This is a genomic window from Phenylobacterium koreense, from assembly GCF_040545335.1.
Taxonomy (GTDB): Bacteria; Pseudomonadota; Alphaproteobacteria; order Caulobacterales; family Caulobacteraceae; genus Phenylobacterium; species Phenylobacterium koreense.
In genome coordinates this window covers 320,046-341,958 of record NZ_JBEPLU010000001.1, presented here as the reverse complement: position 1 = coordinate 341,958, position 21,913 = coordinate 320,046, and the positions used below count along the sequence as shown (strand labels likewise).

The 21,913-nt window shown below is 69.0% G+C and carries 17 protein-coding genes; 10 read left to right on the top strand and 7 right to left on the bottom strand.

The genetic code is table 11. The annotated features are described in order from the left end of the window. Positions 1-146: 146 nt before the first annotated feature. The 5 genes from ABID41_RS01690 to ABID41_RS01670 all read left to right on the top strand — a co-directional run bounded on the left by ABID41_RS01690 (position 147) and on the right by ABID41_RS01670 (position 8,107). Positions 147-3,086, top strand: coding sequence for a TonB-dependent receptor domain-containing protein (locus ABID41_RS01690; RefSeq protein ID WP_331932917.1), 2,940 nt, complete (start codon positions 147-149; stop codon positions 3,084-3,086). Between the two features lie 101 nt (positions 3,087-3,187). After that, a complete protein-coding gene (locus ABID41_RS01685; protein ID WP_354297097.1) occupies positions 3,188-4,165 on the top strand; it encodes an ornithine cyclodeaminase family protein in 978 nt (325 codons plus the stop codon). Next, entirely contained in the window at positions 4,162-5,463 is a 1,302-nt protein-coding gene (locus tag ABID41_RS01680; protein ID WP_331930174.1) for an APC family permease, read from the top strand. Before ABID41_RS01685 ends, ABID41_RS01680 begins: the two co-directional genes overlap by 4 nt. Then, positions 5,463-6,413, top strand: a complete 951-nt coding sequence (locus tag ABID41_RS01675; RefSeq protein WP_354297095.1) for an ornithine cyclodeaminase family protein — start codon at positions 5,463-5,465, stop codon at positions 6,411-6,413. The genes ABID41_RS01680 and ABID41_RS01675 overlap by 1 nt, the downstream gene beginning before the upstream one ends. Next, positions 6,413-8,107 (top strand): M61 metallopeptidase family protein, encoded by a 1,695-nt coding sequence (locus tag ABID41_RS01670; protein ID WP_331932890.1) that lies wholly within the window; start codon positions 6,413-6,415, stop codon positions 8,105-8,107. The genes ABID41_RS01675 and ABID41_RS01670 overlap by 1 nt, the downstream gene beginning before the upstream one ends. Before the next feature lie 21 nt (positions 8,108-8,128). Here the strand turns inward: ABID41_RS01670 and ABID41_RS01665 are convergent, their stop codons facing one another. After that, on the bottom strand, positions 8,129-9,616 hold the full coding sequence (locus ABID41_RS01665) for a S10 family peptidase (protein WP_331932889.1): 1,488 nt from the start codon (positions 9,614-9,616) through the stop codon (positions 8,129-8,131). 394 nt (positions 9,617-10,010) lie between these two features. On the opposite strand from ABID41_RS01665, the gene ABID41_RS01660 reads away from it, so the two are divergent. Next, on the top strand, positions 10,011-11,477 hold the full coding sequence (locus ABID41_RS01660) for a S10 family peptidase (protein ID WP_354297092.1): 1,467 nt from the start codon (positions 10,011-10,013) through the stop codon (positions 11,475-11,477). A gap of 75 nt (positions 11,478-11,552) precedes the next feature. Beyond that, a complete protein-coding gene (locus ABID41_RS01655; RefSeq protein ID WP_354297090.1) occupies positions 11,553-13,580 on the top strand; it encodes an amidohydrolase family protein in 2,028 nt (675 codons plus the stop codon). A gap of 182 nt (positions 13,581-13,762) precedes the next feature. Here the strand turns inward: ABID41_RS01655 and ABID41_RS01650 are convergent, their stop codons facing one another. Genes ABID41_RS01650 through ABID41_RS01630 form a run of 5 tightly spaced genes read right to left on the bottom strand, consistent with a single transcriptional unit; the run spans position 13,763 to position 18,356 of the window. Further along, positions 13,763-14,521: a nucleotidyltransferase family protein gene (locus ABID41_RS01650; RefSeq protein ID WP_331927653.1), complete on the bottom strand. Its 759-nt coding sequence runs from the start codon at positions 14,519-14,521 to the stop codon at positions 13,763-13,765. Next, a complete protein-coding gene (locus tag ABID41_RS01645) occupies positions 14,518-15,669 on the bottom strand; it encodes a GNAT family N-acetyltransferase (RefSeq protein WP_331927654.1) in 1,152 nt (383 codons plus the stop codon). The genes ABID41_RS01650 and ABID41_RS01645 overlap by 4 nt, the downstream gene beginning before the upstream one ends. 4 nt (positions 15,670-15,673) lie before the next feature. Beyond that, a complete protein-coding gene (locus ABID41_RS01640) occupies positions 15,674-16,735 on the bottom strand; it encodes an LptF/LptG family permease (RefSeq protein WP_354297087.1) in 1,062 nt (353 codons plus the stop codon). Beyond that, entirely contained in the window at positions 16,732-17,919 is a 1,188-nt protein-coding gene (locus tag ABID41_RS01635; protein ID WP_354297085.1) for an LptF/LptG family permease, read from the bottom strand. The genes ABID41_RS01640 and ABID41_RS01635 overlap by 4 nt, the downstream gene beginning before the upstream one ends. After that, positions 17,919-18,356: an HIT family protein gene (locus ABID41_RS01630; RefSeq protein ID WP_331932194.1), complete on the bottom strand. Its 438-nt coding sequence runs from the start codon at positions 18,354-18,356 to the stop codon at positions 17,919-17,921. Before ABID41_RS01630 ends, ABID41_RS01635 begins: the two co-directional genes overlap by 1 nt. Positions 18,357-18,419: 63 nt before the next feature. Between ABID41_RS01630 and ABID41_RS01625 the strand changes: the two genes are divergently transcribed. After that, positions 18,420-18,887 (top strand): DUF2141 domain-containing protein, encoded by a 468-nt coding sequence (locus ABID41_RS01625; RefSeq protein ID WP_331932193.1) that lies wholly within the window; start codon positions 18,420-18,422, stop codon positions 18,885-18,887. 39 nt (positions 18,888-18,926) lie between these two features. Here ABID41_RS01625 and ABID41_RS01620 read toward each other — a convergent pair whose 3' ends face one another. Then, entirely contained in the window at positions 18,927-19,799 is an 873-nt protein-coding gene (locus tag ABID41_RS01620) for a metallophosphoesterase family protein (RefSeq protein ID WP_331932192.1), read from the bottom strand. Positions 19,800-19,937: 138 nt separating this feature from the next. On the opposite strand from ABID41_RS01620, the gene ABID41_RS01615 reads away from it, so the two are divergent. Together ABID41_RS01615 and ABID41_RS01610 are read left to right on the top strand one after the other, a co-directional pair. Further along, the gene (locus ABID41_RS01615) at positions 19,938-20,999 is read left to right on the top strand and encodes a CDP-alcohol phosphatidyltransferase family protein (protein ID WP_331932196.1); all 1,062 of its coding nucleotides are present in this window, start codon (positions 19,938-19,940) and stop codon (positions 20,997-20,999) included. Further along, positions 20,984-21,913 carry a diacylglycerol/lipid kinase family protein gene (locus ABID41_RS01610; protein ID WP_354297082.1) on the top strand — a complete coding sequence of 310 codons (930 nt, stop codon included), beginning with the start codon at positions 20,984-20,986 and terminating at the stop codon, positions 21,911-21,913. Before ABID41_RS01615 ends, ABID41_RS01610 begins: the two co-directional genes overlap by 16 nt.

Below are 21,913 nucleotides of genomic sequence, written 5' to 3'. Positions count from 1 at the left end.
GTTTGAAGAACGAAAAGAAAAACCGGTTCGGCCGACCTAGTTTTCCACAAGCGTAAAAGCGCAAGTCGGTCTTGAGCGGCCTGCCATCACGGGGACTGGCAGGCGCGTATCGCGGCGGAAAAAGCCGCGACTGAAAAGGGGGTATTATGAAGGTTCAATCGGTTCGCGGGCGCTTGCTCGCCTCCAGCGTGCTGGGCGGTCTGGCGCTTGCGTCGGCCTTCGCGGCCGCGCCGGCTTTCGCGCAAGACGCCGAGACGGTCGAGGAAATCGTGGTCACCGGCTCGCGCATTCGTCGCGCCGAGGTGAACACCGAAGCTCCCGTCACCGTGGTGGACCAGCAGAGCATGGTGGACCGTGGCTTCGTCCAGGCCGGCCAGGTCCTGAACCAGATCACGTCCATGACCGTCATGGTCCCGCAGCCCGACGGCTCGGGCGAAGCGGCTGGCGACGGCCGCCAGTACCCGAACCTGTTCGGTCTCGGCGAAGGCCGCACCCTGACCCTGGTCAATGGCCGCCGGTTCGTGACCTCCTCGGCCGGCGGCGACCGCGTCGTCGACACCAACACCATCCCGACCGGCCTGATCGAGCGCGTGGACGTGGTCCAGGCGGGCGGTGCGGCCGTCTACGGCTCCGACGCCATCGCCGGCGTCGTGAACTACGTGCTGAAGGACAGCTTCGACGGCGTCGAGCTCGACGCCCAGTACGGCGTCTCCTCGCGCGGCGACTACCCGCAGACCTCGCTGCGCGGCACGTTCGGCAAGAACTTCGCCGACGACCGCGGCAACGTGGCGGTGAACGTCGAATGGTCGAAGACCGATCCGCTGTTCGACTATGATCGCCCGCGCAGCGCCCTCGGACGCCTGACCGTCACCAACCCAGCCAATAAGGGTCCGAACGACGGCGTTCCGGCGCTGAAGGAAATCTTCGACGCGCACTTCTGGGAATTCAACGCCAACGGCGTGCTGTTCAACCGCGCTCCGGCGCCGCTCGCGGCGATGCTCGGCTACAACGGCGTGCCGCTGCAGTTCAACAACAACGGCGACCTGGTTCCCTACAATCCGGGCGTGATCCAGGGCGCTCCGCCGTTCGCCGAAGGCGGCGAGGGGCTCCGCTACGGCGAGCTGGCCGCGCTCTATGCCGGCGTCGAGCGGTTCAACACCAACCTTATCGGCCACTACGACATCACCGACCGGATCAAGCTGTCGGGCGAATTCCTCTACGCCAAGGTCGAGGCGCGCGATCCCTACGGCGAGCAGGCCAGCAACACCGTGCTGAACCAGCCGAGCACCGGCTCGGGCTACATCACGCTGAACCGCAGCAACCCGTATCTGTCGGATCAGGCGCGTTCGATCCTGGGCGCCGGCGGCCCGCCGATCTTCCTCTCCAAGTGGTGGACCGATTTGCTGCCGACCCGTAACCGGGTAACCACCACCGAGACCTATCGCGGCCTCGTCAGCCTCGACGGGGATTTCGACTACGCCGACCGGAACTTCTACTGGAGCGCCTCCTACAGCCGCGCCCAGGCCAAGGGTTCGTCCAGCGGCTGGGGCGTCAACACCGCGAAGTTCAACAACGCGATCGACGCCGCCCGCAACAGCGCCGGCAACATCGTCTGCGCCATCAACGCCGACGCTACGACCGCCAACGACGACGCGGCCTGCGCCCCGATCAATCCGTTCGGCCAGGGCAATGTCAGCCAGGGCGCGCGCGGCTACGCCACGGTGGTCACGGGTGATGAGTTCCTCAACACCCAGGACAACTTCCTGGCCACCCTGGGCGGCGATCTCTTCGAACTGCCGGCCGGCGCCAGCAAGTTCAGCGTCGCCTACGAGTACCGCCGCGAAGAGGCGAAGTTCTCACCTTATGAGGCCGACCGTCTCGGCCTGACCGGCGCTGGCGTGCCGGTTCAGGGCACCTCGGCCTCTTACCATACCAACGAGTTCTCGGCCGAACTGCTGGTGCCGCTGCTTGGCGGCGACTTCTCCATGCCGCTGTTCCGTTCGCTCGACCTCAACGGCGCCTATCGCCACGTGGACAACTCGATCGCCGGCAAGGAAAACATCTGGAGCGCCGGCCTGCAGTGGGGCGTCTTCGAAGGCTTCGGCCTGCGCGCCTCGCGCAGCCGCAACTTCCGCGCGCCGACCCTGGACCAGATGTTCGAGCCGTCCCGTACGGCCCTGGGCTCCATCTCGCGGGATCCCTGTGACGCCGACCGCATCAACGGCGGCCCGAACCCGGCGGTCCGGATCGCCAACTGCCAGGCGCTGTTCGCGGCGAACCCGAGCTATGGCCCGCTGGAAGGCTTCCAAGACCCGTCGGAGAACTTCACCAACGCGTTGGTCACCACTGGCGGCAACCTCGATCTGCGGAACGAAATCGCCGATACGACCACCTATGGCTTCGTGTTCCAGCCGACCTTCGTGCCCGGCCTGACGGTGATCTTCGACCGCATCGAGATCGACCTCACCGATGGCCTCTCGCTGTTCGAGCCCGCGAACTTCCTGGCCACCTGCTACGACTCTTCGGTCATGCCGGCGGACGTCTGTGGCACCTTCACCCGCAACGACCAAGGCCACGTCGTGACCGCGCTGCAGACCACCTACAACGCCGGTCAGGTCACCTATCGCGGTGAAGTCTACGACATCAACTACCGCTTCCAGGTCGGCCGCTTCTTCGACGACGCCGATCTCGGCGAACTCGAGCTGGGCGTCCAGGCGACGCACACCTCGAAGCTGGAGACCTCGGTCACCGGCTTCGACCTCCTGCGCGAAGACGGCACGACGAAGACGCCGGAGTGGGTGGCTCGTTTCGACGCCCGTTACGCTCGCGGTCCGTTCCGCGCGACCTATCAGCTCCAGTATCTGGACGACGCCAAGGTCGACATCACGGACACCATCGAGTCGAAGCCGGTCCCGAATGTGAAGGCGAACATCCGCCACAGCATCTCGGCCCAGTACGAGTTCGACAAGTACACGATCCGCGGCGGCGTCACGAACCTGACCGACGAGCAGCCGTCATATCCGACCCGCGACTACGGCGACATTCTCGGCCGTCAGTACTATGTGGGCCTGACCGCGCGGTTCTAAGCGCTTCGACCGCGCGGTGGCTCCCTCCCTGCGTGGTCGTCAGCGGCGTCGGCCTCCCCCATGGGCCGACGCCGCGTACTATTCTGGACTGGAGTTTGCGCATGGGCGGGACGGGCGACGATCTGAGCGGCCTCCTCGTCCTCGGCGGCGACGAAGTCCATGCCCGCTTGAGCTACGAAGCGGCGATCCCGGCGGTGCGCGAGGCGATGATCGCCCTGTCGGACGGCCGGGTCCGCCAGCTTCTGCGCAGCTTCATCGGGTTGGGCGAGGGGAGGACCTTCGCCATCATGCCGGCCGCGCTCTCCGAACGCGGCGTCTTCGGCGCCAAGCTCATCAGCGTCTTCAAGCACGCCGACGGCTCCAAGGCCCACGAGGGCCTAGTCATGCTGTTCGACCCGGAAAGCGGCGCGCCGATCTGCCTTGCCGATGCCGGGGCGATCACGGCCATCCGCACCGCCGCCGCCAGCGCCGTGGCGACGGAGGCCCTGGCCCGCCCGGACGCCGACACCCTCGCCATCCTCGGAACCGGCCTGCAGGCCAAGGCCCACGCCCTTGCGATCGCCAAGACGCGCCGCCTGCGCGAGATCCGCATCTGGGGGCGCGCCGCCGACCGCGCTGAGACCCTGGCCGCCGAGGTCTGGGGCGAGACCGGCGTCGTCGCCAGGGCCGCAGCCCTGCCTGAGGCGCTCGATGGCGCCGACATGATCTGCACCGTCACCTCGGCCGTCGATCCGGTGCTGGAGGCGGGGATGGTCTCGCCCGGCGCGCACGTCAACATCGTCGGCTCCAGCGGGCCGGCCCAGGCGGAGATCGCCGGCGACCTGGTGGCCGCTGGCCGCTTCATCGTCGACCATCGCGAGCATGTGCTGGCGCATGGCGGAGAGTTCCTCCGCGCCAAGGCCGCCGGCCTGGTGGACGACAGCCATATCGCCGCCGAGATCGGCGAGGTCCTGGCCGGCGCGAGGCCCGGCCGCACCGACGAGCGCGAGATCACCCTCTACAAGTCGCTCGGCCACGCCGCCCAGGATCTGGCGGTCGCGGCCTGGCTCTATCAGAACGTCACCGGAAGGACTCTATGACCGACGCGACCCAGCGGATGCACAAGGGCGTCGACCTGTTGGCGGTCGTCGCCCTGGGCCTTGGAACCGCCGTCGGCGTGGCGATCTTCTCGGTCATCGCGCCGGCCACCGCCCTGGCCGGGCCCGGCATGCTGCTGGCCGTGCTGGTCGCCGCCGTGCCGATGTTCGTCATCGCCATGACCTACGCCTTCATGGGCTCGGCCCTGCCGACTTCGGGGGCGTCCTTCGAGTGGTCGCGGCGGTTCATCCATCCCTTCGTCGGCTATCTGATCGCCTGGCTGCGGATCGTCTCAAACGTCGGGGCCATGCTGATCCTGGCCCTGGTGATGGTGCGCTACCTCTCCATGGTCGTGCCCCTGCCGACCAAGCCGACCATGCTGGCGACCTTCGCCCTGTTCTTCCTCGCCAACTATTACGGCGTTGGGCTGGCCGCACGGCTGCAGGTCATCCTGATGGGGGCGCTGGTGGTGCTCTTCCTGGTGTTCTCGGCCTGGGGCGCGCCGCACGTGGACCCGGCCAAGTTCCAGCCGATGCTGCCGCATGGGACGGGGGGCATGCTGGCGGCCATCCCGCTGCTGATCGGCCTCTTCTTCGGCATCGAGGCGGCGACCGAGATCGGCGACGAGGTCAAGGACGGCAAGAAGACAATCCCCCTGGGGATCGGGCTCTCCATCCTCAGCGCCGTGGGCCTCTACCTGATGGTCGGCGTCGTCGCCATCGGCGTGCTCGGCCCCGAGGCTCTGGCCAAGAGCGAGACGCCGCTGCTCGACGCGGCCCAGCCGTTCATGGGGCCGGTCGCCAAGCCGCTGATCGTGCTGGCCGCGGTGGTCGCGATCTGCAAGTCGATCAACTCGCTCTATCTCGGCTTTTCGCGTAGCCTGTTCGCCATGGCCCGCCAGGGCATGCTGCCCTCCGTCCTGGCAAAGGTTCACGAGAAGCACGGCACGCCGCACTATGCGCTGCTGGCCATCCTGGCGGCGACGGCGCTGGGCCTGCTGGCGCCGATGAACCTGACCAGCCTGTTCCTGGCGGTGAACATTCCGACCCTGCTCAAGTACGCGGCGACCTGCATCTCGGCGACGGTGGTGGTGCGAAAGCATCCGGAGATCTACCAGGCCGCGCGCTTCAAGCTCTCGCCGGGCGCGACCATCGGCTGGGCCTATGCCGGCTGCGTCGCCGCCCTGGTCGTGGCGGTGCTCGGCTTCACCGCCGACTGGACGCCCTACGCCGCGCTCGCGGTCTGGGCGGCGATCGGCATCGCCTACTATGCGTTCGCCCCGAAGAAGGCCGTCGCCTGATGCGCGTCATCGACCGCGAGGAAGTCGCCCGCCGCCTCACCTACGAGCTCTGCATCCCCATCGTTCGCGAGGCGATGATCGCCTTTTCGACCGGGGAGACCCGGCAACTGCTGCGTTCGATCATCCCACTGGCCGATGGACGGATGTTCGGCCTGATGCCCGGCGCGCTGGGCGAGCATGCGCCGTTCGGGGCCAAGGTCATCAGCGTCTTCCCCGAGAACTTCGCCAAGGGCCGCCAGTCCCACCAGGGCCTTGTGGTGCTGTTCGAGCCGGAGAACGGCGCGCCGGTCTGCGTCGTCCATGCCGGCGAGGTGACCGCCATCCGCACCGCCGCGGCCAGCGCCGTGGCCACCGACGCCCTGGCGCGGCCCGACGCGCGGCGGCTGGCGCTGCTGGGCTATGGCGAGCAGGCCGCGACCCATGCCCGCGCGATCTCCAAGGTCCGGCCGCTGGAAGCGATCACCGTCTGGGGCCGCTCGGCCGAGCGCGCCCAGGCCTTCGCCGCCGCGATGTCCGCTGAGCTGGGCGTTCCCGTGACCGCGGCGCCCGACGCCAAGGCGGCGGTCGCCGAGGCCGACATCGTCTGCACGGTCAGTGCCGCCAAGGAGCCGATCCTCTATGGCGCGTGGCTGAAGCCCGGAACCCACGTGAACGTCGTCGGCTCCAGCTATGCCGGGCCTGTGGAGGTGGACAACGACCTGGTCGCCGGCTCGCGCTTCATCGCAGACAGCCGCGAGGGCGTGCTGGCTCAAGGGGCGGAGTTCCTGGCCGCCAAGGCCGCCGGCCTGATCGACGACGCCCACGTCGTAGCCGAGATCGGGCAGGTGCTGGCCGGTCAGGTCGAGGGCCGCCAGAGCGCGGCTCAGATCACCGTCTACAAGTCGCTCGGCCACGTGGTCCAGGATCTGGCCAGCGCCTGGGCGCTCTACAAGGAAACGGAAAGTCGCTGATGCGTAAGGGGTTTTTCCTGGCCGCCGCCCTGCTGGCCACCGTCAGTCATGCCTCCATGGCGATGGCTCAGGAACGCTTCGAGGTCCTGCTGAAGCCCGGCGCGGCCGACCAGCCCGATGGCGTCGGGCATGTGTACGTGACCCTGCGCATGACGGGCGTCGATGCGCCCGCCGGCGCGCCGCTGCTGACCCTGCCGGTGGTGATCGCTAATACGGCGACAGTCGCCACCACCCTGACCGAACTGAAGGCCTCCGATGCAGCCGGCGATGTCCCGCTGACCTACAAGGACGATCCGGTTTCGCTGGTCTATGCGCGCCATTGGAGCGCGGCGCGGCCGGTGAGGGGCGACCTGACGGTCAGCTACCGCGCCCCGATCGACAACACCCCGCCCAAGCGTGGCTCGGGCCCGCCCTACCAGCTCCGCACCGAGGGGCGCGGCCTGTCGGCGGTGGGCAACACCTTCATCCTGCTGCCCGAGAACGCGCAGCCCTACGACGTGCAGCTACGCTGGGACCTGAGCTCCCTAGACGCGGGCTCCGCCGCCACCTCCAGCTATGGCGACGGTGACGTCAGCCTGGGCGTCGGACCGGCCGGCCGCCTGGCGCGGACCGTCTTCATGGCCGGTCCCATGCATCGCTATCCCCAGACCGCCCACGGCGGCTTCTCGGCCGTGTGGCTTGGGACCCCGCCCTTCGATCCTGCCCCGACCATGGCCTGGACCGAGAAGCTGCATGGCTGGATGACCGGCTTCTTCCGCGATCCGGCCGAGCCGCCCTATCGCGTCTTCCTGCGCTACAACCCGATCAACGCCGGGGGCGGGGCCGCCCTGACCAACTCGTTCCTGACCACCTATGGCAAGACCGGCTCCGGCGAGGCCCTGAAGGGCACGCTGGCGCACGAGATGATCCACACCTGGACCTCGCTCGATGGCCTCGGCCAGTGGTTCGGCGAGGGGAATGCGGTGTTCTATCAAGGGCTTCTGCCGATGCGTGCAGGCCTCTTGTCGCCCGACGAGTACCTGGCCGACCTGAACGACACCGCACGCCGCTACTACTCCAACGCCCTGAACGACACGCCCGACGACCAGATCGCGCCGCGTTTCTGGGAGGACACCCGTATCCGCGTCCTGCCCTATGACCGCGGGGCCATGTACTTCGCCGTGCTCGACGGCAAGATCCGCAAGGCCTCCGGCGGCGAGCGGTCGCTGGACGACCTGATGATCGAGATGGTCGAGCGCGAGCGGAAGGGCCTATCCACCAGCGAGGCAGACTGGCTGGCCCTGCTCATCAGGGAGCTGGGGCAGGCGGGGCCCGATCTCCACGCCGCCATGCTGCGCGGCGAGCTGATGCTGCCGGAGTCGGACGGCTTCGGCCCCTGCTTCACCCGCACGACCGGCAAGGTCCGCCGCTTCGACCTGGGCTTCGAGCCCAAGTCCCTGGTGGGCGACGTCAAGACGATCCGCGATCTGAAGCCGGATTCCGAGGCTGCAAAGGCCGGCCTGCGCAACGGCGACGTCGTCACCTACGCCCAGGCGCTGGACGGGGTGCAGGGGAATCCGCAGGCCAAGCTGAACCTGCAGGTCACCCGCGAGGGCAAGACCTTTCCGATCAGCTACCTGCCGCGCGGCGAAGAGGTCGAGGTCTATCAGTGGGCTCGCGCCGCCGGCGTCCCCGACAGCGCCTGCGCCCGCTAAGGCTTTGAAAGAGCGGGGCGCTTAGCGCCCCGTCACGAAGGCCCGGACGTCGCTGGTCATGGCCTTGAGCGCATCCTCGTTGGTGTAGGACATGTGCCCACCCTCGTACTGGCGCAGTTGCACGCGGTCGGGCGGCAGGACGCCCTTGGCCTTCAGGTAGCGGGCCGGGCCGACCGTGGTCGTCGTGTCGTAGAGGCCGGTGCCGATCATCAGCCGGAAGTCCGGCTTGGCCTTCAGGGCGGCGGCGAAATTGGCTTGATAATCAAAGTCGTTGAACGGGCCGCCGATGCCGCTGGTCGGCGACCAGTCCCAGTTGCGGGTGTCGGGCGCGGCCATCCGGTAGTCGCTGGCGGGCAGGGTGACCCCCAGGTCCTTGGCCAGGTGCTCCTTCAGCGCGGGCTCGACCATGTCCGAGACCTTACCGAACGGGTCGGTGGGCCGCTGGCCGGGCGCGGCGGCCGGGCCGGCGTAGCGAGCGTCGTACATGCCCAGCACCTGGCCCTGGTCCTTCAGCAGCTCCTTCACGAAGTCGACCTTCGAGATGATCAGGTCGTGCGCCAGGTAGTAGTCGGCGCTGATCCCGGTGAACGCCTGCAGGCGCTGGGCGATGCGCTGGCGCTCGGCCGCGGGGAGTTCGTTGCCCTTCACCAGGGCCTGCAGGTACTCGCCCATGCCGAAGGCGTAGGCCTCGTCCACGAACTCGGCGATCGGCTTGCCCTGGGTGTCCGCTCGGCCGTGATAGGCGGCGATGGCGGCCAGGGCCGTGATGTTGGTCGCGAACGAGATCGGATTGCCCGGCCGCTGGCTGGTCTCGATCATGTTCACCGCCTGGCCGAACAGCATCACCCCGTCGAGGGGCATGGTCTTCGCCAGGTCGCCGGCCATCACCGTCGCGCGCAGGGTGCCGTAGCTTTCGGCCAGCAGATACTTCGGCGAGGCCTCGCGGCCGTTGGCCTTGAGCCAGGTCTCGACGAAGCGCGAGACGGCGGCGGCGTCGCCGTCGACCTCGTAGAAATCCGCGCGCTTGCCGGCCGGCAGGACGCGGCTGAAGCCGGTCTCGGGCGGGTCGATGAACACCAGGTCGGCGACGTCGAGGACGGTGTAGGTGTTGTCTACGACCTTGTAAGGCTTGGGGATTTCGGCCTTTGGGTCCTGCGGCGCGGAGATGCGGCGCGGACCGAAGGCGCCCATGCGCAGCCAGGCCGAGGCGGTCGAGGGGCCGCCGTTGAACAGGAAGATCACCGGGCGCGAGGCCTGGTCCTTCACGCCCTCGCGGACGTAGGAGGTGGTGACGAAGCGGACGACCGGCTCGCCCTCGTCGTTGTTCACGATCGTCTCGCCGACCGTCGCCAAGTATTTGATTTTCTGGCCGTTGAAGGTTCCGGAGTGATGCGTGGCGAAGGCGATCGGGGCCGCCTGCTCAAGCGCCGCCGGGGCGTTCCGGGCGTGGGCGAGGGGCGCCGTCCCGACGAGCAGGACGAGGGCGGCGGCGGCAGTCTTCAAACGCACGCGGGAACTCCATGATACGGCTCTATCGTCAGGTTAAGCGCCGATCCGTGCATTATCTTGTCGATCTCGCCGGAAGCGGGGGGCGCGCCGGGCCGGTTTATGCATCGCCAAAGCGGAGCCCTGCATGGTCCATGCGGCGGATGCGGAGGAGAGCTCAACCCTATGCCCGACGAATTGGCGCTATCGGCAGCCTATCGGCAGCCTATCGGCAATCGGCATAAGCTATCGGCCGTCCCCCACAAACGCGACTAGGCCATGTGCGGCTTGATGTCCGGGGGGGTGAGTTCGAAAAGAATTTCTGTCCGGCGCCGCTATCGTTTCGTCCAAGGCCCGGGGAACGATTTATGCGCGACGTCATGCGGACTCGTCGCCGGCCCGCGTCGGGAGAGAGACCATGATGTTACGCGCGCTTCTGATGGCCGGGGCCGTGCTGGCCGCAGCGCCGGGGACGGCGGCCCTGGCCCAGCCCGCGGCGCCGTTGACCGCGAGCCGGGCGCCGGTCGTCGCGGTGACGCAGCATTCGGGCGTCTTCCACGGCCAGAAGGTCGCCTACAAGGCGATCGTCGCCGAGACCTTCCTGACCGACGAGAAGGGCGCGCCGACCGGTTCGGTCGTCACCACGTCCTATGTGCGGACCGACAAGAAGGACGCAGGCCGGCCGGTCCTCTTCCTGTTCAACGGCGGGCCGGGCGCCTCGACTACGCCGCTGCACTTCGGCGCGTTCGGTCCGAAGAAGCGCACCGAGGACGGGCCGAACCAGGTGATGGTCGACAATCCCGACAGCATCCTCGACGCCACGGACCTGGTGTTCATCGATCCGATCGGCACCGGCTACAGCCGGCCGTTCCCGGGTGTCGACGGCAAGATCTTCTGGAGCCGCACCGGCGACGCCCAGGAGGTGAAGACCGTGATGCTCGACTGGCTGAAGGCCAACGGGCGCGAGGCCTCGCCGCGCTACATGCTCGGCCAGAGCTACGGCACCACGCGGGCGGCGATGATCACCAAGATCGGCGACGACCTGAAGCTCGACGGCATCCTGCTGTTCGCGCTGGTGGGCAATCCGTCGGGGCGCGAAATGCCCTATGTGACCAGCCTGCCGACCTTTGCGACGACGGCCTGGTATCACCAGAAGATGGACCGCGCCGGCCGCAGCGTGCAGCAGGTGCACGACGAGGCGGTCGAGTTCGCGCGGACGGAATACGTCAACGCCTTGATCCAGGGCGCGAGCCTGCCGGCGGAAAGAAAGCGTCAGATCGCCGAGAAGATGTCGGCGCTGATCGGGCTGCCGGCGGACTTCATCCTCTCCAAGGACCTGCGGCTGCGCCGCGAGGACTTCATGTTCAACCTGCTGAAGGACCAGGGCCTGCGCACCGGCCAGCTCGACGGCCGGGCGACGGCGCGACTGGACGCACCGGCCAAGCGACCGCCCTATGACGACCCGGGGATGAACTACGCCGCGCCGCGGCCGCCGGGCCCGGCGCCGACCGGGGCGCTGAAGATCGCCGAGGGGATGAACGCGCTGGAGTCCTACTACAGGCGCGACCTGAAGTTCCGCACCGCGGAGACCTACAACTCGCTGAATCTCGATGTGAATTCGGCCTGGGATTACGAGGGCATGGCCGACGTCAACGGCTATATCGGCAAGGCCATGCAGGCCAATCCGAAGCTGCGGCTGTTCTGGGCGGCGGGCTATTACGACATCACCACCCCGCCCTATGGCGCGCGCTACGCCCTCGACCAGGCCGGCGTGCCGAGCGCGCAACTGACCGCGGCCTTCTTCGACGGCGGCCACTCGGTGTTCACCGATCCGGCCAACCACACCGCGCTGAGCGAGGCCGTGCGCAAGTTCGTCCGGCCGTAGGTGGCGGGGCGCGCCGGACTTGTCCTTCTCCCCGGGAGAAGGGAATTTTTTGCTCTAAATGAAAAGCTTAGCCCGATGATTTCAGCTCGCGTCTCATTGCTCGCCCTCAGCCTTGCGGCCGGGCTCGTCGGTCCTGCGGCGGCCGAGGTCCAGAAGTTCGTGGTGATCGCCAATGGCGAGAAGGTCGGCCACCTGACCGCCGACGTGCAGGCCAAGAGCGCCACCGTCGACTACGCCGTCAGCAACAACGGCCGCGGCCCCAAGGCCAAGGAGACGATCGCGTTCGACGCCTCGGGCATGCCGGTGAGCTGGTCGATCGACGGTTCCTCGCTGTTCGGCAGCCCGGTGCAGGAGCGCTTCACCTGGGCGGCGGGCAAGGCCGAGTGGACCAGCCAGGCCGACAAGGGCCAGATCGCGGCCTCGCGGCCGATCCTCTATGCGGCCAACGACGCCAGCCCGTGGATGCTGGGCGTCTATGTGAAGGCGCTGCTGAAAGCCCCGAACCACACCCTGCCGTTGGCGCCGGCCGGCGAGATGCGCCTGAAGGAAGTGCGCAAACTGACCCTGGGCGAGGGCGCGAAGGCGATCCCGGTCACGGTCTATGAGCTGTCGGGCATCGACATGTCGCCCAGCCATGTGCTGATCGACGCCAAGGGCGAACTGTTCGGCACCCTGAGCGGCAGCCTGATCCGCGAAGGCGCGGAAGGTAACGTGCCGGCGCTGCAGAAGGTCAGCCAGGAGATCGAGCTGCAGGAGGCGATGGACGCGCAGGCCAAGCTGGCCCACCGGTTCGAGACGCCGGTCCGCATCCGCAACGTCCGGGTGTTCGATCCCAAGACCATGACGGTCGGCGGCCTTTCGACCGTGGTCGTCTTCAAGGACAAGATCACCGGCGTCGAGCCGCAGGAGGGCGCGCTGGCCTCGCCGGCCGGCGAGGCGGTGATCGACGGCCAGGGCGGGACGCTGGTCCCCGGCCTGCACGACATGCACTCGCACACCTCGCTGTCGTCGAACCTCTTCAACCTGGCGGCGGGCGTCACGGCGACCCGCGACCAGGGGAACTACAACGAAGAGCTGCTGGGCTGGCTGGACGGGCTGGAGACCGGCAAGCTGGCCGGGCCGCGGATCGTGCGCAACGGCTTCCTCGAAGGCCGCAGCCCCTATTCGGCGCGCCACGGCTTCATCGCCGACAGCCTGGACGACGCGCTGAAGGACGTGCGCTGGTACGCCGACCGCGGCTACTGGCAGATCAAGATCTACAACTCGATGAACCCCGACTGGGTCGCGCCGATCGCCGCCGAGGCGCACCGGCTGAGCATGGGAGTCACCGGCCACGTCCCGGCCTTCTCTTCGCCCGACCGGGTGATCAAGGACGGCTACAACGACATCGCCCATATCAACCAGCTCATGCTGGGCTGGATCCTCGACCCCACCGAAGACACCCGCACCCCGCTACGCCTGACCGGCATGGCGCGCGCCGGCTCGCTGGACCTCGCCTCGCCGCGGGTGCAGCAGACCGTCGCCCTGATGCAGCAGAAGAAAATCGCCCTGGACACCACGGCGATGATCCTCGAGCGGCTGATGCTGTCGCGGTCGGGCCAGGTGCAGGAGGGCGACGCGCCCTACCTGTCGCACGTGCCGATCGGCTACCAGCGCTATCGCAAGCGCAACTTCGTGACCATCGACAGCCCACAGCAGGACGCCGACTACCACAGCGGCTTCGCCAAGGTGCTGGAAGTGCTGAAGATGCTGGATGACAAGGGCGTCCAACTGCTGCCCAGCACCGACGACGGCACCGGCTTCTCGCTGCTGCGCGAGCTCGAGCTCTACGTGAAGGCCGGCATCTCGCCCGGCAAGACCCTGCGGCTGGCGACCCTGGACGCGGAGACCTACTTCGGCCGCGAGGCCTCGCTGGGCTCGATCGAGCGCGGCAAGCTGGCCGACTTCATCCTGGTCGACGGCGATCCGACCAAGAACATCAGCGACATCCGCAAGGTGCGCATGACCATGGTCGGCGGGGTGGCCTACTACCCGGCCGAGATCTACCAGCACCTGAACATCAAGCCGTTCGCGGCGCCGCCTCCGGCGAGCGTGGCGAAGTAGGGGCTTATCCTTCTCCCCTCGTGGGAGAAGGTGGCCGCCGGAGGCGGATTGATGAGCGGGAGCTGAGGTTCGGCTTCCCAATCGTCTGGGTGCTGGGGCGCGTAGCCCCTCATCCGACCCGCTGCGCGGGCCACCTTCTCCCGCAAGGGGAGAAGGGAGTTGGCGGTTTAGCCGGGAGAGGATCAGCCTGCGATCTGGCGGACGAGGTCGAGGTCGGCGGGCTTGTCTACGTCTACGGCGGCGAGGCCGTAGGGGGTGCGGACGGCGGTGGCGGTGACGCCGGCCTTGGCGCCGAGGCGGGCGACGGCCTGGTCCAGGGTGAGGCGGCCCATCAGATAGCCGAGCAGCATGCCGGGGCCGAGCATGGCGGCGATCTTCCAGGGCTGCTTGCGGTAGGACTCGATCCGCCGCCAGAGGTCGATCACGTTCAGGGCGCGGGCGTTGCGCAGGTAGAAGAGGTTGCAGCCGGAATAGCGGCCGTCGGCGAAGCGCATGTAGCTGCGCTGGGTCTCGGGAGCTGCGGCGTGGACAGCGGCTTCGGGGGCGAGCAGGGCGGCGACATCGGTTTGCTCAGGGACGTCGGCCAGGAAGCGGATCACCCATTCGGGCTGCAGGAGGGCGTGGTCGACGGTGGTGACCAGCACCGGCAGGCCGAGGGCCTCGGCGCCCTGGCGGACGCTGAGGCTGGGACTGGGCGAGGCCGGCAGAGCCTCGATAGTTGCGGCGACCTTGATCTTGCCAAGGAGGTCGGCGATGGCGGCGTCGGCGGTGGAGACACCGATGTGGCTGGCGCCAGCGTCGGAGAGGGCGGTGACGACCCGCTCCAGGAGGGTGCGGCCGGAGAGCTCGATCAGGCCCTTGTGCGAGACTCCAGCATAGGCGGTGAGCGCGTCGGGCTCGCCGCGCGAGCCGGCCAGGACGAGGGCGGTGAAGGCGGTCACGCCAGATCCTTCTGGTAGACGCGATAGGTCTTGTAGGCAGGGGCGCCGATGGTTTCGGCGATGCGGCGCATGGGGAGATTGTCCTCGAGCACCCAGGATAGCTCGAAACGCTCGTAGCCGAGGGCGCGGGCCTGTTGGGCGGCGGCGTCGATGAGCTGGAAGGGCATGAGCTGGCCGCGCATGCCGCCCGCGTACTTGCGCTTGACGCCCATCAGCGGGACGCGGGCGGTCTTCACGCCGGAGACCTTCAGCCGCCAGAGCAGCTTGGCCCAGCCGAAGGGCAGGAGCTTGCCGTCCAGGTCGGCGATGGCCTCGTTCACATTGGGCAGGACGGCGATGAAGCCGGCGATGTCGCCGTCGATCTCGGCGAACCAGACCAGGCGCTTGTCGATCACCGGCCGCAGCGACTTGGCGAGCTGGGCGGTCTCGGCCTCGGTAGTGGGGGTGAAGCCCCAGTTGTTGCTCCAGGCGTCGTTGAGGATCTCGGTCAGGGCGATGACCTCGGCGTCGTAGCGGCTCATCTCGAGCATGCGCAGGGTGACGCCCTCGGCCGGGCCACGGCGGACACGCTTGAGGATCGACGGCGGCAGGTCGTCGCTGGTGTGGCAGATATAGGCGTACAGGTCCCGGATCTTGGCGTAGCCCTGCTCTTCGATGCGCGGGCCGGCATAGGCCGGGTCGTGGCCCATCAGCACCATGGGCGGGGTGTCGAAGCCGTCGACCAGCAGGCCGACCTCTTCGTTGACCGAGAGGTTGAAGGGGCCCATGGCCTGCTCGCAGCCGCGCTTCCTCAGCCAGGCCTCGGCGGCGGCGAAGAGGGCGGCGAAGACCTCGGGGTCGTCTTCGGCGGCGATCATGCCGAAGTGGCCGGGATGGGCGTCGTGAACCAACGGCGCCAGGGCGTCGATCTGGGCGCTGATGCGGCCGACGTCGCGGCCGCCGCGGCTGGCGATCCAGTACTGGACGTCGGCGTGCTCGAAGAACGGGTTGGAGCCGGCGCTGAGGGCGGCCTGGCGCTCGCTGATCAGCGGCGCGATCCAGTTGGGATCATGCCGATTCAGGTCCATTGGCACGCGGATGAAGCGGGCGAGCTCGGACTTCGACCTGACCTCGGTCACGGTCACCGGGCCGCCGGAGCGGGAGGTCACGGGATTATCCTTCCATCCGAAGCAGGACCGTCACGGCCAGGGCCACGAACACCAGCGGGGCGGTCCAGGCGGCCAGGATCGGGCTGAGCATGCCGCCTTCGCCGAGCGCCACCAAGAGGCCGTCGGCGACCAGGAAGACGAGGCCAGCGGCCAGGGCCGAGGTGGTGAGCACCGCCCCCTCGCGGTTGCGGAAGTTGCCCAGGGCCACGGGAACGGTGAGCAGCATCATGACCACGGCCGACAGCGGGCCGGCCAGGGCTTGTTGCAGGCGCATGGCGTAGAAGCTGGCCGGGCGCTCGGCGCCGCCGCCGGCGAGGGCGCGGCGGGCGTTGGCGGCGCTGGGGGCCTGGTCGGGCGAGAGCAGCACCTGGACGTCGGCCGGGCGCAGCCGCGTGTCCCAGGCGAGCTGCTGGGCCGTGGAGATCATGGCCTCGTCGGCGGTGAAGCGGACCATCCGCGGCTGTTGCAGCCGCCACTGGCGGTCCTGGTAGACGGCGCGGGGGGCCTCGATGCGCTCGGTGATCCGGCCTTCGGCGTCGCGGCGGTAGATGCGCACGTCGGAGAGGGCGCGGCCGGCCTCGTCGCCCGGGGCGGCGAAGACCAGATCGGCGCCGGCGCGGAACGAACGGACGGCGGCCGGTTTGTCGCTGGCCGGCGCGGTCTGCGCCCACCAGGTTTCCAGGGCCGGGTCGGTGCGCGGGGCGACGACCTCGACGGTGACGTAGTCGAGGACCGCGACGCAAAGGGCGACCGGGGCGACGATGCCGATCAGGCGATAGACCGAGACACCGGTCGAGCGCATGGCGATCACCGCGCTCTCGCGGGCGAGCTGGGCGAAGGCGAAAAGGCCGCCGGCCAGGACGCTGAGTGGCAGCACCTGCTCCAGGAGGCGCGGCAGGCGCAGGGTGGCGTAGTGCAGGACGCCGGCCGCGCCCAGGCCGCGGTCGATGATCTCGGTGGTGACGTCGAGCAGATCGAGAATCTGCAGGACGGCGAGCAGGATGGCGGCCGCGCCGATGATGCGGGTGGCGACGATGCGGGTGACGTAGCCGCGCAGGGTCTTCATGCGGCGCGCGCCCCCGAGACCATGGAGCGCATCCGGTCGAAGGCCTCGCTGATCGAGCCGACCATGCGGCTGATCGGGGTGTCGCCCGGCCGGTCGCGGCTGCCGAGGAACATCCAGACGCCAAAGCCGGTGAACAGCGCGAAGGGCAGGCCGATGGCCATCAGCGGCGAGACGCGGCCGCCCTCGGCCAGGCCCTGGCCGAACTGCAGCGAGTGCTGGAAGGCGAGCAGCAGGACGCCGGCGAAGACCAGGCCCGCGCCGCGCCGGCCGCGCTTGGCCGCCAGGCCGAGCGGGAAGGCGATCAGCGGCAGGAACGGCAGGAAGGCCGCCCGCGCCAGGCGGCCGTAGAGCTCGGCCTTCAGGGTGGCGGCGGGAATCAGGCTGTTCTTCGACTTGGCGGCCTGGGCGAGCTCGGTGAGGGTGAGCTCGCGCTCGTCGCCGCCGCGGGCGCGCAGCAGGGCCTGGGAGCCGGCCAGCGGCGCCTCGGTGACGAAGGACTCGAACTGCAGGATGTCGTAGCCGCCGGCCGCGGTCTGGATCACCCGGCGGCCGTTGCGCAGGTTCAGGGTGACGGTGGCGCCATCGGGCGAGATGGTCAGGTCGGCGGCCTGGGCGGTGATGGTCTCCTCGCGGCCCTCGGGCGAGAGCCGGCGGATGAACAGGCGCTCGAGCCGCTGGCCTTTCACGTCGGCCTGGTCGGCGGTCATGGTGACGTTCTGGTCGGTGACGAAGGCCCCGGCCTGGATCTGGCCGTTCCAGCCGGCGGTGGCGGCGCTGTGCATGATCGCCCGATAGGCGTAGCGGCTGTAGGGCTGGGCGTAGCCGAAGACGATCAGGCTGAGCACCATCAGCGCCACGCCCATGGCCACGAACGGCGCGGCGAGCCGGGTCAGGGAAAAGCCGCTGGCCAGCAGGGCGTCGGTCTCCGACCCGTCGCTGAGCCGGGTGATGACGATGAACAGGGCCACGAAGAAGGCCACCGGCAGGGCCAGGCCCAGATAGTGCGGCACGAGCTGGCCGGTGAGCTGGACCACATAGCCGAAGCGCTCGGCGCTCTGGGACAGGAGGTCGAGCAGACGCAGGGCGCGCTCCAGCAGAAGGGCGACCAGGGTCACGGCCAGGCAGCCGATCATCGGACCGGCGGTGAGGCGCAGCACATAGCGATCGATCAGCAGCAGGCGCATCAAGCGGCCGACCAGTCGCGGCGGAGGCTCTGCGTCAGGTCGGCCAACATGTCGGGGCCGAGTTCGACGGCGGCGGCCAGAGCCGGCGGACCGGGCCAGCCGGCGTCCGGGAAGGAAACGCCGCCGTATTCGCGCGCGCCTTCGTAGCGCGGAACGACATGGAAGTGCACGTCAGGATCGACCATCATCAGCATGAGATAGTTGATCTTTTCGTAGCCGACCCTGGCGCGCAGCAGGCGCTCGATCCCGCGGACGGCGACCTGGAGGTCGGCGAAGGCCTCGGGGCCGAGATCGGAAAAGGCGCGGGCCTCGTCCTTGCAGACCAGCACCAGGGAGCCGAAGGTCGGCTGCTTGGGACGGACGAGCACCAGCCAGCGATCGGTTTCGGCCACGGTGGTGGCGGGATAGCCGAAGTTACGGGCGGTCTCGTTGCTCATCCAGCAGCCTGTGTTCCGGCGCGAACTCGCCGCGGGGCGCAACATAGGGAGTCGGGGAATTTCATGAAAGCACGAACCGGCCTGCTGACGTTCGCCGCGACCGGATTGCTGGGCGCAGGGCCAGCTTTCGCCGAGGCTTGCGAGGGGAGCGCGACCGACGTGCGGCTGCACGTGCAGGTGAACGGGGTGCGGGCCGCGCAGGGGCAGGTGGCGGTGACGGTCTATCCGGACGAGGCCGCTCGCTTCCTGGCTCCCAAGGGCAAGCTGGCGCGGGTGCGGGTGAGCGCCCAGGCTCCGACCACGAGGGTCTGCTTCAACCTGCCCAAGGCCGGGCATTACGCGGTGGCGATCTATCACGACGCCAACGGCGACCAGGATTTCAACCGCAACGGGCTGGGGATGCCGACCGAGGGCTTCGGCTTTTCCAACGACGCCCCGACCCGGGTGGGCCTGCCGCCGTTCCGGAGCGTGCGGTTCCCGGTGGTCGGCGGAGACAACAGGATCACGATCAGGATGCGGTATCTGAATTAGATCCTTCCCGGCCGGGGGAGGATCTGTCCGTCGCAAGTTTCAAACCAGCCGGTAGGCGCCGAGGTCTTCGAAGCGGCCGCTGGGGGCGAGGCCGCGGGCGGTGACGCGGATGGCGTGGCCGTCGAGCTCGATGGCGTGCCAGCGGGCCGGGGTGTGGTGGCCGTCGAGGCTGGCCGAGGCCGAGGGCGCGCCGAGGACGGGGATCGGGCCGGAGGGGCCGTCGATCCTGCTGACCGCCGGCTCGTGACCGTGGCCGTGGAGGATGAGGTCGACGCCGCGGGCCTTGATGACCGCGCGGAACGCCTCGCCGTCCTCCAGCGACTTGCGCTTGCTGACCACGCCGGGCGCGGGCGGGTGGTGGATGAGCAGCAGGCGGAAAAGGTCCTGGCCGTCCAACGAGCTCAGCAGGCGGTCGAGGGCCGCGAGCTGATCTGCGCCCACACGGCCGGTGGCGAGCCAGGGGGCGGTGGGGATCGCCGAACTGACGTTGATGATCGCGACCGGGCCGCGGCGGCGCAGGGTAGGGAAGGCCGGCTGCTCCTCGTCGCCCAGCCACTCGCGCCAGGGGGCGAAACGCTCGGGCGCGCCCTTGGCGACCAGGGCGTCGTGGTTGCCGGGGCTGACGGTGATATTCCGCGGATCGCCCAGGGATTGCAGCCAGGCGCGGGCGGCGGCGAACTCGGCCGGGGCGGCGAAGTTGATGATGTCGCCGGTGAGGGCGACATGGTCGGGATGATAGGCGCCGATGTCGTCGGTCAGAGCCTGCAAGACCTGCGGCTGATGTTCCGCGCCCTTGCGTCGCCAGGCGAAAGCGCTCAATGCGCGCTTGGAGAATAGATCGCCGCGCTGCAGGGCGTTCGCCGGCGGCTGCAGGTGCGGGTCGGTCAGGTGCGCAAGGCGAAAGAGCGGCAAGGCGGCGATGGTTTCTAGCGAGGGACTGCGAAGCTGATTATCAGTTCCATATAATCAGCACAGTTGGCGGAATTGACGAAAGCAGCAGTGGCCCCCAGCGCCATCGTGGTCGGGACGGCGCAGGCGCGCATCTGGGGCATGAGCCCCGCCGATCGCCTGGAGCGCATCTATCAGCGGCTGGGCCTCGGCGCCAGCGGCGCGCCCGATCCTGCGCGCGGGGTGATTGTGGCCGACGCCGGCTGGGTGTTCGACGAATCCCTGATCAAGGCGCTGGCCGAGCGGCCGGACGTGATCCTGACCGACGAGGCCGGGACACCGGTGGCCATGCACGGTCGAGGCGAGCCGATGGCCCGGGCGCTGGCGCGGCTGGAGCAGGGCGAGAGCCTGGGAGCCGTCGCGCCCGAAGAGTATGCGCGGCTGGGGCCGCTGGAGCTGGGCTCGGCCTATAACAGCGCGCTGCGCAAGCGCGAGCCGCCGGTGCTGGTGCGGCTGACCGCCGACAACCGCGCGGCGGTGGAGAAGCGGCTGTTCCAGGGCTCGTACAAGGGCGTGACCGACATCGTCACCAAGTACGTCTGGCCGCCGCCCGCGCGGGTGGTGACGCGCTGGTGCGCCCTGGCGAAGATGACCCCGAACCAAGTGACCTTCATCGGCTTCCTGCTGGTGCTGGCGGCCTTCTACCTGTTCTGGACGGGGCATTTCGGCTGGGGGCTGGTCTGCGCCTGGATCATGACCTTCCTCGACACGGTGGACGGCAAGCTGGCTCGGGTGACCCTGACCTCGTCGAAGATCGGCAACGTCTTCGATCACGGCATCGACCTGATCCACCCGCCGTTCTGGTGGTGGGCCTGGCTGGTGGGCGTGCAGGCGGGCGCCCGTCCGGTGAGCCAGCCGGAGCTGATCCTGGCGGTGATCGTCGGCGGCTATGTCCTCCAGCGGGTGTTGGAGGGGATCTTCCTGGCGCTGTTCAAGGTGGAGATGCACGCCTGGCGGCCGTTCGACAGCTTCTTCCGGCTGATCACCGCCCGGCGGAACCCGAACCTGATCATCCTGACCCTGGCGAGCCTGGCCGGGCGGCCGGACGTCGGACTGGTCGCCGTGGCGGCCTGGACGGGCCTTTCGCTGCTGGTCCATGTCGGCCAGGTGCTGCAGGGCCTGATGACGCCGCGCGGGCAGGTCACCTCGTGGCTCTCGCGTTGAAATCGGTCGGGGTGATCCGCAACCCGCGCAGCCACGGCAACCGTGGCGCGACGCCGGCGGACGGCCCCGACGGCGTGCGCCAGGTCGAGCCGATGACGCCGGCGGCCCTGGCCCGCGACCTGCGCGACTTCGCCGCGGACGGCGTGGACCTGATCGTCGTCGACGGCGGCGACGGGACCGTACGTGAGGTGCTGAGCGCCCTGCCGGCGGCCTATGGCGAGGTCATGCCGACCCTGGCGATCCTGCCTTCGGGCAAGACCAACATCCTGGCCCTGGACCTGGGCGCGAAGGGCGGATGGAGCCTGGAGGCGGCGCTGCGCAAGGCGCGTGAGCCCGAGCCGGCCTACAAGTTCCGCTCGCCGCTGGAGATCACCTGGGCCGATGGCGGGCGGGCGCCGGTGCGCGGCTTCGTCTTCGGCATGGGGGCCTTCGTCAAGGCGACGCAGATGGCCCAGTCGGTGCATCGGATGGGCGCCTATCATAGCCTGGCGGTGGGGATGACCATCGCCGGAGCGGCCACGGGGGCGCTGTTCGGCGGCGCGCGCGACGTCTGGCGGCAGGGCGTGAAGGTGGATGCGCGGCTGGACGACGAGCCGTTCCGCAACGGGGCGCGTTTCGTGCTGATGGCGACGACCCTGAAGCGGCTGCCGTTCGGGCTGAAGCCGTTCGGGCCGCCGACCGACGAGATGAAGGTGCTGGACGTGGACGCGCCGCCCTCGAAGCTGGCCCTGGCCATTCCGCCGATCCTGGCCGGGAAGAAGCCAGCGTGGCTGGAGCGCAACGGCTATCGGCGGCGCGCGGCCGAGCGGCTGTCGGTGGCCAGCGCCGACCCGGTCATCGTCGATGGCGAGATCTTTCCCGGCGGCGAGGTGATCGTGCGCAAGGGCCCGACGCTGAGGTTTTTGGCGCCATGA